Source organism: Nocardia sp. NPDC051052 (assembly GCF_044456045.1).
Taxonomy (GTDB): Bacteria; Actinomycetota; Actinomycetes; order Mycobacteriales; family Mycobacteriaceae; genus Nocardia.
Genome location: NZ_JBITFL010000002.1, coordinates 543,773 through 558,301, shown reverse-complemented (window position 1 = coordinate 558,301; position 14,529 = coordinate 543,773). Strand labels below are relative to the sequence as shown.

Sequence of the window (14,529 nt, the reverse complement as noted above, 5' to 3'; positions counted from 1 at the left end):
TAGCGCCCAGCTTGTCAGGCGGATTCGGCGAGGGCTGCGGCGCGCCAGATGTCCGCCAGGTCCTGGAGCGGGAAATCGAGGGTGAGGCTCAGGGCCACGACGGTGCCGAAGGCGGGGGAGGGGAGGCGGCCGGTTTCGATCTTGCGCAGGGTTTCCGGCGAAATGCCTGCTGAGCGGGCGACTTCGATGAGGTCGCGGTCGGCTCGGGCGGCGCGCAGTGCGGTGCCGAGGCGGCGGCCTGCGTCGATTTGAGCCGGAGTCAACGGAAGACGGACCATGCGAACAGGGTATTGGCGGTATTTAAATACCGCAAGTACGTAGATAGTCATGTCCTTACGTAGATATGCGCATTAAATGATGTGGCTGTCTAGCAGTCGACGGCACGTCACGGCCGCCTGTGCTACAAACTGCTGAGGACCGGGAGGTTTGGTATTAAAATACCGAGTGAGCTACCGTGGTATTAAAATACCGAGATGGGAGTTGCTCATGGTGGAGCTGAAGTCGCCGAGTGAGATCGAGCGAATGCGGGTGACCGGCCAGTTCGTCGGCGAGGTGCTGGGGGAGTTGCGCGAGCTCGCCCGCGTCGGGGTGAACCTGCTGGAGCTGGAAGCCCATGTGCGCGAACGGATCAAGCAGCGCGGTGCGGTCTCGTGCTACTGGGACTACTCGCCGTCGTTCGGTCGTGGCCCGTTCCGCAACACCGTCTGCCTCTCGGTCAACGACGCTGTCCTGCACGGACTTCCCTTCGACTACGCGCTCGCCGACGGTGACGTGCTGACCATGGACCTGGCCGTCGGCATCGACGGCTGGGTGGCGGACTCGGCGACCACCATCGTGGTCGGCACCGCGGCGGAAGAGGATCTGCGCCTGATCCGGGCAACCGAGGAGGCGCTCGCCGCCGCGATCGCGGTCTCGTTGCCCGGCAACCACATCGGCGACATCTCCGCCGCGATCTCGGCCGTCGCCCGCGACTACGGCTACCCGGTGAACAACGAGTTCGGCGGTCACGGACTGGGCCGCACCATGCACGAGGACCCGCACGTCTCCAACGTCGGCCGACCGGGCCGCGGCTTCCGCCTGCGCCCCGGCCTGACCATCGCCATCGAGCCCTGGTTCGCCCGCACCACCGACCGCATCGTCACCGACCCCGACGGCTGGACACTCCGCTCCGCCGACGGCTCCCGCACCGCCCATTCCGAGCACACCATCGCCATCACCCAGGATGGCCCCGACGTCCTCACCTTGGCCCCGGTGAAAGTCGAAGCAACACACCCCCGTCCGTAACGACCCACCACCTGCGAACAGCCGCACCAACCCTCGGGATCCGCACCCATCCTGGGTTCCGCACCCACTCCGGGGACCTGCACCCACTCTCGGGATCCGCCTCGATATAACCCTCCATATCGAGTGCGGATCCCGAGAAGGAGTGCGGCTGTTCGCCGCGGGCTAGTCGGTTTCGGTCAGCCATTGCTCCAGGTCGGTGGCGATCTGGAGGTGGTTGTCGATCGCCGCGCGATCCTCGTCGGACAGGTCGAGTGCGGCGATCTCGGCGCGTAACTCGGTGACGCGTTGCGGTTCGTTGGTGGCGACCGCCAACTCGATGAGTTCGGCCAGCGCGTGGGCTTTGTCCACCGGAGCCGCCGTGCCGCTGAAACGACGCAGCCCGGACTCCAGTGCCCTGCGGGCCGCCTTGTCGTCGAGCTTGGAGTAGCGCAGGATTCGGGCATTGTCCAAAGTCCGTTGCAGCCCTTGGAGTTCGGGCGATCCGCCATAGTCCGGATCGGGTTCGTGGCGTACGACATAGACAACCGTGTTGCCGACCGGATCGACCACGGAGAACCTGGTCTGGCCCGGGCGGAACCTGGTGATGCGCGGCAGGCCGCTAGCCGGCACCCGCCCGAAGCGCGCACGCAACGAGGCAGTGAATCGTTGGTGCAGCTCGGCTACTTCGTCGACGAAGACCACACACGACACGTGGCATTCCTCGGCGGTGCCCCGGTCTTTCGGGGTGGGGCCGAAATGCAAGGAGTAGCCATTGCGGGCCACCGCGCCGTAGTTATATGGCCGCGTCTGCTTCGCGGTCACCTCGTAGCCGAGCGTCTGGTAGAAGTCGAGCGTCTCGGACAGGTCGCCGCTCCACATCATCGGCACCGACACGTCGCCCATAAAGCCTCCCCTTACCTGCGGTAATCAATTTTGACTACCGAAGATTAGGGCGGGCGCGACCCAGAAGTCAAGTTTGACTACTATGGAAATTTCCTATCTGAGGGAGGTCCGTCGATGTCGGTTGTGCGCCTATTGGTGCTGGGGGTGATGCGCTTGCGGCAGCCAACCTACGGCTACGCCGTGCGCCGCGAATTGCTGTCCTGGCGTGCCGAAACGTGGACGAACGTCAAGCCGGGCTCGATCTATCACGCGCTGAAACAGCTGACCCAGGAAGGCAAGCTGACCGCCTACGGCACCGAGGGCAGCACCGAGGGGCCCGGCCGCACGCTGTTCAACCTCACCGAGGAGGGCGAGGTCGAGTTCCGCAAGCTGATGGACGAGGCACTGGTCAGCATCGACATGGAGGAACTCGGCGCGGGCATCGCGTTCATGGACGCGCTGCCCCGCGCGCACGTCATCGAGAAGTTGCGGGAACAGCGCCGCCGCAGCGATGAGGTCCGCACCAGCCTGTTGGCGATGATCCCGGACTTCCCCGGCGGGCGCGCCGAGCCGCCGCACACGACGGACCTCCTGGAACTGTGGAGCAGCGTTTTCGGCAACCTGGCCGGCTGGACCGAGGGCCTGTTGGAACGACTGGAGGCCGGCGAGTACCGAATGCCCGAATAGCAGGCACCCCGATACGCTGCCCTCATGACCAACACACTGGGGGCCATCGGCAAAGCCGATTACGTGCTGCTGACCACGTTCCGCAAGGACGGCACACCCGTCGGCACCCCGGTGTGGGCGGTCGCCGACGCCGACAAGCTCTACGTGTGGACGGTCGCGGACAGCTGGAAGGTGAAGCGCCTGCGCCGCAACACCGACGTCACCGTGCAGCCGTGCGGCGTGGCGGGCAAGCCGCGCGGCGAGGTGGTCGCGGGTACCGGGCGCATCCTCGATCAGGACGGCACCGATCGGGTGCGCAAGTTGCTCATGCGCAAGTACTGGCTGATGGGCCCGATCACCATCCTCGGCAGCACCCTGCGCCGCGGCAAGAAGGGCACCCTCGCCGTCGAGATCACCTTCCCCGCTTGACCGCCATCGAGGTGAGTCAAAGGAACGCTGTCAGAGAACAACTGGCGACCATCTGACTCACCTCGATGTGTCAGGTTGCCTGGCTGACCGAGGACATGTGGAAGTCGGGAATGCGTAAGGGGGGCATGGCTGTTCGGGTGAACCAGTCCTTCCACTCACGCGGTAGCGTGATTTCGGTGGCGCCCGCTTCGGTGACGCGGCGTAGCAGGTCCAGGGGGCTCTCGTTGAAGCGGAAGTTGTTGACGGCGGCGGTTACCTTGCCGTTTTCGATGAGGTAGACGCCGTCGCGGGTGAGTCCGGTGAGTAGCAGGCTGGCTGGGTCGACCTCGCGGATGTACCACAGGGTGGTGAGCAGTAGGCCGCGTTCGGTGCGGGTGATCATCTCGTCGAGGGAGGCGTCGGAGCCGCCGGTGAGCAGTAGGTTGCCGCCGGGAACCGTAGCGGCGGTGCCGAATTCGGCGGCGGTGGCGCGCGGGTAGACCAAGGATTCGATGACGCCGTCGCGTACCCAGTCGACTCGTTCGGCGGACAGGCCGTTGTCGAAGACCGACATCGCTTGCGACGACGAGGATGTCGCGACGAACGGGCGATATTCGAGCCCGGCGGCGGTCGGGTCCGAATAGAGCGTGAGCGGAATGTCGGTGAGCCGCTCGCCTATTCGAGTGCCGCCCGCACGGGAGAACGCGGTGTGCCCCTCGTGCGCGCCGCGGCCTTCCATCTCCCAGTTCATATAGATCATCAGGTCGGCGACCGTGGAGGGCGGCATCAGCGTTTCGTAGCGGCCCGCGGGCAGGTCGACCTTGCGCTTGGCCCAATCGAGCCGCCGGGACAGCTCGGTGAGCATGCCGGGCACGTCGACGTCGGTGAAATCGGCGGTGCCGACACCGACCCACGCGCTGGCGAGATCGGTTCCCGCGCCGCTCGGAGTGCTTGCGAGCCGCGAATGCGCGAGGCCACGCTTTCCGTTGATCTCCAGCGAACCGGTCGGCTGCACGAAACGGCGGCGCAGCCCGGTGGAGGTGCCGAGCCAGGTGGTGTGCACGGTGTGGTGGGCGAACCCGTAAAGCCGGTCGCTGCCGTCGAAGCCGACGGACAGGTCGCGGGCCAGATCGGTGAACACCTCGATGCCGGTGCTGCCGGGCGCGGCGGCCCAGTCGTCGGCGGTGGCGTCCGGTCCCAGCAACGGCATCGCGTCCCTGGCGGGCTCGGCGGTGCGCGCCGCCTCTTCGCTCTTGCGCACCACCGCTTCGATGTCGGCGGGATCGACGCTGGTGGAGCCGATGGTGCCGACGCGCGCCGACCGAGGTCCGTCGCGGAAGATCGACACGACGACCCAATCCCGCGACACCGACGACCCGTTGGTCGTCATCGAATTCCCGGCCCAGCGCAGCGAGGCGTCGTGCGCGTCGGTGACGATCACCATCGCCTCGTCGGCGTGGGACAGCGCGAGCGCCCGTTCGACGACCTCGCCCGCGGCGATCACAGTCTGCGCGGTCATTGCCCCGCCTCCGTCCGGGTGTTGAGAATGTTGATGCCGCGCACCAGAACCGACGGGCAGCCGTGACTGACCGCCGCTACCTGACCGGGCTGCGCCTTGCCACAGTTGAACGCGCCGCCGAGCTGCCAGGTGGACGGCCCGCCGACCGCCTCCATGGCGCCCCAGAAGTCGGTGGTGGTCGCCTGGTAGGCCACGTCGCGCAGCTGGCCGTCCAGCTTGCCGTCGCGGATGCGGAAGAACCGCTGGCCGGTGAACTGGAAGTTGTAGCGCTGCATGTCGATCGACCAGGACTTGTCGCCGACGATGTAGATGCCGTTGTCGACCCGGGCGATGAGCTCCTCGGTGCTGGTGTCGCGCTCGGGGTCGGGTTGCAGCGAGACGTTCGCCATCCGCTGGATCGGCACGTGATGGGCGGAGTCCGCGTAGGAGCAGCCGTTGGAGCGGTCCAGGCCGAGGCGCGGGGCGAAGACGCGGTCGAGCTGGTAGCCGACCAGGACGCCGTCGCGCACCAGATCCCAGCGTTGCCCGGCGACGCCCTCGTCGTCGTAGCCGACGCTGGCCAGGCCGTGTTCCTGGGTGCGGTCGCCGGTGACGTGCATGACCGGCGTGCCGTACTGCAGCGTGCCGAGCTTGTCGGGGGTGGCGAACGAGGTGCCCGCGTAGGCGGATTCGTAGCCGATGGCACGATCGTATTCGGTGGCGTGACCGATGGATTCGTGGATGGTCAGCCAGAGGTTGGTCGGATCGATCACGAGGTCGGTCGGGCCCGGGGTGACGGTCGGTGCCTTCACCTTCTCGGCGAGCCACTCGGGGATGCGCGCGAGTTCGCCCTGCCAGTCCCAGGTTCCGTCGGCGCCGGTGATGTACTCCCAGCCGCGGCCCACCGGCGGCGCCAGCGTGCGCATGGTCTCGAACACACCCGCCGAGGAGTCGACCGTGGTCGCCTCGAATACCGGGTGCAGCCGGACCCGCTGCTGGGTGATGGACGAACCCGAGGTGTCGGCGTAGTAGGTCTGCTCCTTCACCTGCCGGACCGAGGCGGTGACGTGGTCGACGCCGTCGGAGCCGGACAGGCGTCCCGAATAGTCCTGCAGCAGTGCGACCTTGTCGGTGGTCGGCACCGTGAACGGATCCAGGTCGTAGGCCGAGACCCAGTGCACGTTGTCGTAGCGGGGTTCGTCGGCGAGTACCACCCGTTCGCGGTTGAGCGCGCGCAAGGTGGTCGCCACCGTCACCGCGCGGCGGGCCACGTCCACCGCGGTCTCGGGCGTCAGCGCGGCATGCGAGGCGAAGCCCCACGTGCCGTCGACGATCACCCGGACCGCGAAGCCGAGCTCCGCGTTGTCGGTGATCGACTCGACCCGCCCGTCGCGCAGCCGGATCGACTGGGTGACCAGCCGATGCACCCGCAGGTCGGCATGTTCGGCGCCCGCCGCCTTCGCCGCGGTCAACGCGGCCTCGGCGAGCGCGGCCAGTGGGAGGTCGAGGAACTCGGCGTCCACATCCTTGGAAGTCGCGATGCTCACCCGGTCCAACCTAGTCTGTTCGATCCGAGAGCACTTGCGCCTGCCCGGATTACACGCCGTGCTTGTTTGCAGCGCGTGCAAACAAGCACGAAACGCGCAGTGGCACACCATGAAAGACAGGGCGTGAGCGGCGGGAACGGCACGCGCGAAACCGCCGCCTACCGCGTCTGCCTCGCGAAATGCCGTACTGTGCCCGCCGTGCCGCCATCCGCCCTTCGTGACCGCAAACGCGAACGTACCCGCCGAGCCCTGCTCCAGGCAGCCGTAGAGCTTTTCGAAACGAGAGGCTATGAAGAAACGACGGTGGCCGACATCGCCGCGGTGGCCGATGTCGGGACCCGCACCTTCTTCAACTACTTCGCCAGCAAGGAAGAACTGCTCTTTCCGGAGACCGACGACCGGGTGCGGGCCGCGGTGGCCGCGATCGGCAGCCGGCGGCCGGGGGAGCGGCCGGTCGAGGTGTTGCTACGGGCGTTACGCGCGGCCGGGGACAATCCCGGCGAGCACCTCGTCGACGATCTGAACGCGCGGATCGCCGCGTTGCGCGCGCAGGTGTCGCGCACCGTGCCGTCGGTGAGCGGCCGGGCCGCGCACGCGCAGTTGGTCGCGCAGCGCGAGATCGCGCGTCAGCTGCACATCGCGTTCCCGAACGAACTGGACGAGGTCGGTGCCGCGGCGCTGGTCGGTGCGGTCGTCGGTGCCGTGTCCGGCGCGCTCACCGTGCTGTTCCAGCAGCCGATCAGCGGCGCGGAGGACGGGGAGCGGCTGCACCGGCGCATCCACGAGACCACCTCGCGGGTGCTGAAGCCGTGGCTCGCCTCGCAGGTGGAAACCCGCGGCTGATCAGCGGAACTGCTGCCAGCCCAACCGGATCACCATCCCGATCACCACCACGAGCAGCACGACGCGGACGAACTTCGCGCCATTGCGCAATGCCATGTGCGAGCCGACGATCGCACCCGCCACATTGCCGACGGCCATGGCCGCGCCGAGCGCCCAGATGATGTGACCGGTCGCGCCGAAGAAGATCAGCGCGCCGACGTTGGAGCCGCAGTTGATCACCTTCGCCATCGCCGCCGCGCGGACGAACTCGGTGCCGAGCAGGGTGGCGAAGGTGATGATGAGGAACGTCCCGGTGCCCGGGCCGAGCAGGCCGTCGTAGAGGCCGATGAGGCCCGCGGCAAGCGCGATCGTGAGGATGAATTTGCGCCGCGTCGGCGCGTGCGTGGCCAGCGTGACGCCGATCGACGGGCGCAGCGTGACGAACACCGCGACGGCGACGAGCACCACCATCACGATCGGGATGAACAGGTCGCGATCGATCAAAGACACCGCGGCAGCGCCGATTCCGGACGCTACCGCCGCGATCGCCGCCGCGGGCAGCAGCACCCGCCAGCGCAGCGGAACCTTCTTGGCGAAGGTCACCACCGAGGCGGTGGTGCCCGCGACCGCGGCCAGCTTGTTGGTGCCGAGCGCGGTCTGCGGTGCGATGGTCGGCGCGACGAGGAACAGGGTCGGCAGGATGATCAGTCCGCCGCCGCCGACTACCGCGTCCACCCAGCCCGCGGCGGTCGCCGCGGTCAACAACACCACCCAATCACCGATCTGCACGTCGTCAGCCAATCAGATCGGCAGTCCAGGACCAGTGATCGGTCCAGTGCGGCGCCGTTGCCGGAGGGCGGGTGCCGGTCGCTTTAGGCTGAGGCGGTGCGTCGGTTCAGTCTGTGGCTTCGCGGGAAGCCCATCGTTGCGGATTCGATGCTGGCGTTTGTCCTGCTGGTGCTCGAGGTGCTCGGGGTCACCAATGCGGAGAACAAGGCCGCGGCGCTCGCGATCGGGTTGTTCTTGCCGCTGCCCCTGGTGTTCCGGCGGGTGTATCCGCGGGCGATGGCGATGGTGTCGCTGCTGCTGTCGTTCACGGTGACCGCGGTGCAATATGTGGTCGGCGACGAAAAGGTCGAGCACATCACGCTGTTCAGCCTCGGCATCATGCTGTACACGTTGGTCGCCTATGTCGGGCGGCGGGATGGACTGTGGTTCGCGGTCGGGCTGGTCGCCGACAGCGCGCTGTCGGCCGCGGCGGGCATCGTCGCGCCGAGCGATCTCATCTTCACCGCGATGTTCTTCGCATTGTGCTGGACCCTGGCGGAATTCATCGGCGCGCGCCATGCCTACGACACCGAGGTCGCGGCGCGGCTCGCGGTCGCCGACTACGACAAGGAACGCCGCGCGCACGACGCGGTCTCGTCCGAGCGCACCCGCATCGCACGCGAACTGCACGACGTGGTCGCCCACGCGGTCAGCGTGATCATCGTGCAGGCCGACGGCGCGCGCTACGCGCTGCGCCGCGACCCCGACGCCGCCGAACAAGCCCTCGGCACCATCGCGGGCACCGGACGCGAGGCGCTGCGCGAACTCCGCCGGACCGTCGCGTTGCTGCGCACCGAGCACGCCCCCGACCAGTTGCCGCAACACGGCACCGCGGGCCTGGCGAAGGTGGTCGAGATGATGCGCGGCACCGGCCTCGCCGTCGAACTCGAATTGACCGGCGAACTCGACGACGTCGCCCCCGAGGTCAGCCTCGGCGTGCACCGCATCGTGCAGGAATCCCTCACCAACACCCTGCGTCACGCGGGTCCGCACCCGAAGGCGTGGGTCCAGGTCCGCCGCCGCGACACCGACGTCACCATCGACATCACCGACACCGGCGGCGTCCCGCTCGACGAGCCCGCCGTTCGGATCAAGGGCGGCGGCATGGGCCTGGTCGGCATGCGCGAACGCATCGCCGTGCTCGGCGGCACGCTGGAAACCGGCCGCCACGCCGACGGGTCCTGGCGAGTCCGCGCCAGCATTCCGCTCGAACCCGGCTTCCCGGAGTAGTCGGCCCGACGGGTTGGCACGTTAGATTGGGGGCGTGCCGATCACCGTTCTCGTTGTGGATGACCAGGAACTCATGCGTATGGGGCTGAAGATGGTGCTCGGTGCGCACCCGGACATCGAGGTGATCGGCGAGGCCGCGAATGGGGCGGCCGCGGTCAGCCGGGCGGCGGAAATGCGGCCCGATGTGGTGTTGATGGACGTGCGGATGCCCGTGGTGGACGGGGTGACCGCGACCGCGCGGATCGTCGAGGCCGGGCACGGCTGCCGGGTACTGGTGATGACCACCTTCGATCTCGACGAGCACGCGCTCGGTGCGTTGCGCGCCGGAGCCAGCGGCTTCCTGTTGAAGGACACCCCGCCGGAGGACCTGATCTCCGCCATTCGCAGCGTCGCCGCGGGTGATGCGGTGGTCTCGCCGAAGGTGACCAAGCGCCTGCTGGACCGGCTCATCGCCGAGGATCCGGCGCGCATGCGCGATCCGGGCGTGCTCGACGTGCTCACCGCGCGCGAACGCGAGGTGCTGGAGCAGATCGCCGCGGGTCGCTCGAATGCCGAAATCGCCGAGCAGCTCTTCCTTTCCGAGGCCACGGTGAAGACCCACGTCGGTCGTGTGCTGACGAAACTCGGTCTGCGCGACCGGGTTCAGGCCGTTGTGCTGGCCTACGAGACCGGGCTGGTCCGCCCCGGCGGCTGACGGACCGAAGAGAGCGGGCTGCACCCCGCCCGGTGCGGCCTTGTCCGTTTGCTGGATTGACTTTTGTGCATACTGACCTGGGGTTTTTTCATACCAGCGCTGAGCGAACTTGTTCGTAACGAACATGTTCGTTACGATGAAGCCATGCCAACAGAGCCACACGGCCCGCGAAGCCGCCGGGAGCGCCCGGCAAAACCCGCGCTGACCCGGCCCGGCATCATCGAGACAGCTGTCCGGCTGATGCGAGCCGAAGGTCTGGAGCGGGTCACCATGCGGCGTCTCGCGGCCGAATTGGATACCGGGCCGGCATCGCTGTACGTGTACGTCCGCAACACCGCGGAACTGCACGCGGCGGTGCTCGACGACATGCTCGCCGCAGTCGACCTCGCACCCGTCAACGCCTCGGGTGACTGGCAGAGCCGGCTCGTGCGAGTGCTCACGTCGTACACGATGGTGGTGTACGACAACCCCGGCCTCGCGCAATCCGCACTCGTCGCCCGCCCGTCCGGTCCGGGTTACCTGAATCTCCTCGAAGCGATCCTCGCGCTGCTGAGCGAGGGTGGGGTCCCCGACGACCGCGCGGCCTGGTTATGCGACGTCCTGTTGCTGTTCGCCACCGCGAACGCCGCCGAACATGCCACCCGAGATCGCGATACCGCGGAGCGGGATACCGACGCACTCGTCGCGGCCGTTCGCAACGCCTCGACCGAAACCCACCCCCGGATCGCCACTTTGGGCGACGACCTGTTGTCCGGTCCAGGCTCCGACCGCCTCGACTGGGGCTTCCATCTGCTGATCAACGGCGCCGTGCACACACCGCGCCCCACCGGACCGAACCGTTAGGAGAACGCCATGTCAGAACACCATCCCATCGCCGTGATCGGCGCGGGACTCAGCGGCCTCGTGCTTGCCCGCATCCTGCACACGCACGGAATACCAACGGCCATCTACGAACTCGACGCCTCGCCGGCCACCCGCAATCAAGGCGGCATGCTCGACATACACGTGGAATCGGGTCAAGCCGCACTGCGCGCTGCGGGCCTGTTCGAGGAGTTCCGCGCGCTCGTCCACCCGGGTGGCGAGGAAATGCACATCATCGACAAGCACGGCAACGTCCGTCTGCAAGCAGCGGGCGAGGACGGCGATCGACCCGAGGTCGACCGCAACGACCTGCGCGGTCTCCTGCTGAACTCGTTGCCCGACAACGTCATTCGCTGGAGCGCCAAGGTTACCGAGGCGCGCCCCCTCGGCGACGGCAGGCACGAGGTGATCCTCGCCGACGGCACCACCTTCACCACCGACCTGCTGATCGGCGCGGACGGTGCCTGGTCCAAGATCAGGCCGCTGCTGTCCGCGGCCACCCCGGCCTACTCCGGCGTCTCCTTCGTCGAATGCGACCTGCCCGACGCCACCACCCGGAACCCGGCCGCGGCCGAATTGGTCGGCGGCGGAATGATGTTCGCCCTGGGCGACGGCAAAGGCATGCTCGCCCACCGGGAAACCGACGGTTCCGTGCACACCTACGTCGCCTTCACCGCACCGGCGGACTGGCTGAGCGGCATCGATTTCACCGACACTCCGGCGGCGAAAGCGGATGTTCTGCAACACTTCCCGGATTGGGACGAACGCCTTCGCGCCTTGGTCACCGATGCCGAAGCTCCGCTCGTCCCTCGCCCGATCAACGCACTGCCGATCGGCCACCGCTGGGACCGCGTCCCCGGCGTGACCCTGCTCGGTGACGCCGCCCACCTCATGTCCCCGTTCGCGGGCGAAGGCGCCAACCTTGCCATGCGCGACGGCGCCGAACTCGCCGCCGCCCTCATCGCCCACCCCGACACCGAGCAAGCCCTGCACGCTTATGAACAAGCACTCTTCCCGCGCAGCGCGGAACTCGCCACCGAATCCGCCGACAACCAAGCCCTGATGTTCGGCCAGGACGCGCTGGAGAAGCTGCTCGTCCAGATGAGTTCTTACGGCGAATCGGTCGCCTGACGCGGATCTCAGCGGGCTCTCAGGCGGAATCGGGAGAAAATTCGCGGCGCCGGACGTTGCAACAGGTAGATCGTCCGAAAGGATCGCCATGCCCGCCCTAGTATTCGTCCTCTACGTGATCACCGAGATCATCGCACTGGTCGCCGTCAGCCAGTGGGTCGGTGTGTTGCCCGCCATCCTGCTGCTGATCGCCGGATCCGCCGCGGGCATGCTGCTGATCGGTTCGCAGGGCCGGCGCGTGTTCGAGCAATTCCGGCGGGCCGGGCGCGGCGAGATCCCGCCGGGCACCGCGGTCGCCGACGGCGCGCTGGTCGCCGCGGGCGGGTTCCTGATGTTCGTGCCCGGCCTGGTCACTTCGCTGGTCGGGCTGCTGCTGCTGTTGCCGCCGACCAGGATGCTGGTGCGTCCGGTGGTCACCGCGTTCGCCGCGCGCCGGTTCGCCAAGCTGGCCGCCGCGGTGCCGTATCGCGGTGTGGTGATCGACGGCGACGACGTGGTCGACGGGGTCGTGGTGCAGCAGTGGTACGACGACGGCCAAGGCAACGCGCACCGCGCGATTACCAAGGCATAGTTTCGCCATTACCAACGGGTAGTAAAGGCGCGCGGGCGCGCTAGGGATCCACGCGGATCAGGGCTATGGTGGCGCGATGGCCACCGAGCAACTCACCATCACGGTGAGCGAGGAGCTAGCCGCAGCGGTCAAGAAAGCCGCGGCTGCTGCCGGACAGTCGATTTCTGGGTTCACCGCGGCGGCGCTGCGGCTGGAGCTAATCGCCGTCGAAGCAGGTTGCCGGTCCGGCTCGCACCTAGGGCCGTCCCGGTTCGCCGAGGTGATGACGGTGCTGGCGTGCCCCGAGGACACGGCCCCGCATCCCGTATTGAACGGCTGACCTGAAAGCCTAAATCCGGGATACGGCAGACTGGTATCTCGTGAGTGAGCGCAGCGAGCGAGCCATAGATACAGCGTGCGTGCGCACGACGGAGCCGAGCGTCAGCGAGGCGCAGTTGTGAGTACCCAGTTGCTGATCGGCGGTCGTTTCTACAGTTCCAGTTCACCCGACGCGACAGCGATGGCGGTGACCGACGGGACCGTGGTGTGGCTGGGTGCCGAGCAGCCGGGACGGGCGTTGCATCCCGAGGCCGAGATCATCGATTTGGACGGTGCGTTCGTGGCGCCGGGCTTTGTCGATCCGCACGTGCACGTCACCGCCGTGGGACTGAACCTCACCGGACTCGACCTGTCCGTTGCTCGGTCGCTCGAACATTGCCTGACGTTGCTGAGCGACTTCGCCGCGGCCCGTCCCGCGGGAGCCATCCTCGGTGACGGCTGGGACGAGACCGCCTGGCCCGAAGGCCGCCCGCCCACCACCGCGGAGATCGACAAGGCCGCGGGCGCCAGGCACGTGTACCTGGCCAGGGTGGACGCGCATTCGGCCGTCGTGTCCTCGGCCCTGCTCGACACCCTGCCTCAGGTGAGCGCCGCCGACGGATTCACCCGTGGCGAACCGGTCCGCGCGACCGCCCACCACCTTGTCCGAACCGCTGTGCTCGCGGAACTCGATCGGGCCCAACGGGATCGGGCCAGGACCGCCGCCCTCGACCATGCCGCCGCGCACGGCGTCGTCGCGGTGCACGAATGCGCGGGCCCGGAAATCTCGGGCCGCGCCGACGTTCGCGAACTGCTCGACTTCCGGCACGGCGTCGAGGTGCGCGCCTACTGGGGTGAAGCGGTGCGCAGCGCGGATGAGGCCCGCGCACTGATCGATGAGCTCGGCGTGCACGCGCTCGGCGGCGACCTGTTCGTCGACGGCTCCATCGGCTCGCGCACCGCCTGGCTGCGCGACCCGTACACCGACGCCCCCGGCACCGGCCGCGCCTACCTCGACGCCGACGCCATCGCCGCGCACGTCCGCGCCTGCACCGAGTCAGGCATCCAGGCCGGCTTCCACGTGATCGGCGACGCCGCCATGGACGCGATCATCACCGGATTCGACCGTGTCGTCAGCGAATTCGGCGGCCCCGCCGTCGCCGCCCGCGGCCACCGCGTCGAACATGCCGAACTCCTCGACGCCGACCAGATCGCCCGACTCGCCTCCTGGGGCGTAATCGCCAGCGTCCAACCAGGATTCGACGCCGCATGGGGCGGACCCGACGGCATGTACGCCGCCCGCCTCGGCACCGAGCGCGCCGCCACCCTGAATCCCTTCGCCGCCATGGCGTCTGCGGGCATCTCCCTGGCGATCGGCTCCGACGCCCCCGTGACCCCCCTCGACCCCTGGTCCGCCATCCGCGCCGCCGCCAACCACCGCACCCCAGGCCATTCCCTTTCGCCGCGTGCCGCTTTCGCCGCCGCTACCCGGGGAGCCTGGCGTGCGGGCGGCGTCCGCGACGGCATCGCGGGCACCCTGGTCCCCGGCGCTCCCGCCTCCTACGCCGTATGGGACGCCGACCAGCTCGTTGTCGCCGCGGCCGCCGACACCGTCCAGCGCTGGTCCACCGACCCGAGGTCCCGCGTCCCCGGATTGCCCCCGCTGGCGCCGGATTCCCCCCTGCCGAACTGCCTGCGCACCGTGCACCGCGGAGTCACCATCTATGAAGCGTGAAGATGCTGCCCCGACAAAGCGTCGGGTCAGGCTGCGCGGCCATCTGATTCGCCGAGTTCAGCGGCTCGGCACGACATCGCGGCAGCGGGGAATCGC

The 14,529-nt window shown here is 68.2% G+C and carries 16 protein-coding genes; 11 read left to right on the top strand and 5 right to left on the bottom strand.

All coding sequences use genetic code 11. From position 1 onward, the window contains the following. Window positions 1-14 precede the first annotated feature (14 nt). Window positions 15-278 (bottom strand): helix-turn-helix transcriptional regulator, encoded by a 264-nt coding sequence (locus ACIBCN_RS07620; RefSeq protein ID WP_396990689.1) that lies wholly within the window; start codon window positions 276-278, stop codon window positions 15-17. A 208-nt stretch (window positions 279-486) separates the two neighbouring features. Here ACIBCN_RS07620 and map point away from each other — a divergent pair, with 208 nt between their 5' ends. Then, entirely contained in the window at window positions 487-1,284 is a 798-nt protein-coding gene (map, locus tag ACIBCN_RS07615) for a type I methionyl aminopeptidase (protein ID WP_396990688.1), read from the top strand. Between the two features lie 162 nt (window positions 1,285-1,446). Here the strand turns inward: map and ACIBCN_RS07610 are convergent, their stop codons facing one another. Beyond that, complete coding sequence (locus ACIBCN_RS07610; RefSeq protein WP_396990687.1) at window positions 1,447-2,166, bottom strand: glyoxalase; 720 nt, start codon at window positions 2,164-2,166, stop codon at window positions 1,447-1,449. 114 nt (window positions 2,167-2,280) lie between these two features. Between ACIBCN_RS07610 and ACIBCN_RS07605 the strand changes: the two genes are divergently transcribed. After that, on the top strand, window positions 2,281-2,832 hold the full coding sequence (locus tag ACIBCN_RS07605) for a PadR family transcriptional regulator (RefSeq protein WP_396990686.1): 552 nt from the start codon (window positions 2,281-2,283) through the stop codon (window positions 2,830-2,832). Between the two features lie 24 nt (window positions 2,833-2,856). Continuing rightward, complete coding sequence (locus ACIBCN_RS07600; RefSeq protein ID WP_396990685.1) at window positions 2,857-3,240, top strand: PPOX class F420-dependent oxidoreductase; 384 nt, start codon at window positions 2,857-2,859, stop codon at window positions 3,238-3,240. Between the two features lie 70 nt (window positions 3,241-3,310). Here the strand turns inward: ACIBCN_RS07600 and ACIBCN_RS07595 are convergent, their stop codons facing one another. After that, window positions 3,311-4,723: a metallopeptidase TldD-related protein gene (locus tag ACIBCN_RS07595; protein WP_396991158.1), complete on the bottom strand. Its 1,413-nt coding sequence runs from the start codon at window positions 4,721-4,723 to the stop codon at window positions 3,311-3,313. A gap of 11 nt (window positions 4,724-4,734) precedes the next feature. Continuing rightward, a complete protein-coding gene (locus ACIBCN_RS07590; protein WP_396990684.1) occupies window positions 4,735-6,264 on the bottom strand; it encodes a TldD/PmbA family protein in 1,530 nt (509 codons plus the stop codon). Window positions 6,265-6,567: 303 nt separating this feature from the next. On the opposite strand from ACIBCN_RS07590, the gene ACIBCN_RS07585 reads away from it, so the two are divergent. Beyond that, window positions 6,568-7,107 (top strand): TetR/AcrR family transcriptional regulator, encoded by a 540-nt coding sequence (locus tag ACIBCN_RS07585; protein ID WP_396990683.1) that lies wholly within the window; start codon window positions 6,568-6,570, stop codon window positions 7,105-7,107. Here ACIBCN_RS07585 and ACIBCN_RS07580 read toward each other — a convergent pair whose 3' ends face one another. Beyond that, window positions 7,108-7,875: a TSUP family transporter gene (locus ACIBCN_RS07580; protein ID WP_396990682.1), complete on the bottom strand. Its 768-nt coding sequence runs from the start codon at window positions 7,873-7,875 to the stop codon at window positions 7,108-7,110. It abuts the gene before it with no gap. 96 nt (window positions 7,876-7,971) lie between these two features. On the opposite strand from ACIBCN_RS07580, the gene ACIBCN_RS07575 reads away from it, so the two are divergent. From ACIBCN_RS07575 to ACIBCN_RS07545, 7 genes are all read left to right on the top strand, one after another. After that, window positions 7,972-9,144 (top strand): sensor histidine kinase, encoded by a 1,173-nt coding sequence (locus ACIBCN_RS07575; protein ID WP_396990681.1) that lies wholly within the window; start codon window positions 7,972-7,974, stop codon window positions 9,142-9,144. Between the two features lie 34 nt (window positions 9,145-9,178). Next, window positions 9,179-9,838 (top strand): response regulator, encoded by a 660-nt coding sequence (locus ACIBCN_RS07570; RefSeq protein WP_396990680.1) that lies wholly within the window; start codon window positions 9,179-9,181, stop codon window positions 9,836-9,838. 144 nt (window positions 9,839-9,982) lie between these two features. After that, window positions 9,983-10,681, top strand: coding sequence for a TetR/AcrR family transcriptional regulator (locus ACIBCN_RS07565; protein WP_396990679.1), 699 nt, complete (start codon window positions 9,983-9,985; stop codon window positions 10,679-10,681). A 9-nt stretch (window positions 10,682-10,690) separates the two neighbouring features. Continuing rightward, the gene (locus ACIBCN_RS07560; protein ID WP_396990678.1) at window positions 10,691-11,830 is read left to right on the top strand and encodes an FAD-dependent oxidoreductase; all 1,140 of its coding nucleotides are present in this window, start codon (window positions 10,691-10,693) and stop codon (window positions 11,828-11,830) included. Between the two features lie 88 nt (window positions 11,831-11,918). Continuing rightward, on the top strand, window positions 11,919-12,401 hold the full coding sequence (locus tag ACIBCN_RS07555; protein WP_396990677.1) for an FxsA family protein: 483 nt from the start codon (window positions 11,919-11,921) through the stop codon (window positions 12,399-12,401). A 76-nt stretch (window positions 12,402-12,477) separates the two neighbouring features. After that, entirely contained in the window at window positions 12,478-12,720 is a 243-nt protein-coding gene (locus tag ACIBCN_RS07550; RefSeq protein WP_396990676.1) for a hypothetical protein, read from the top strand. 117 nt (window positions 12,721-12,837) lie between these two features. Continuing rightward, window positions 12,838-14,433, top strand: a complete 1,596-nt coding sequence (locus ACIBCN_RS07545) for an amidohydrolase (protein ID WP_396990675.1) — start codon at window positions 12,838-12,840, stop codon at window positions 14,431-14,433. Window positions 14,434-14,529: the final 96 nt, after the last annotated feature.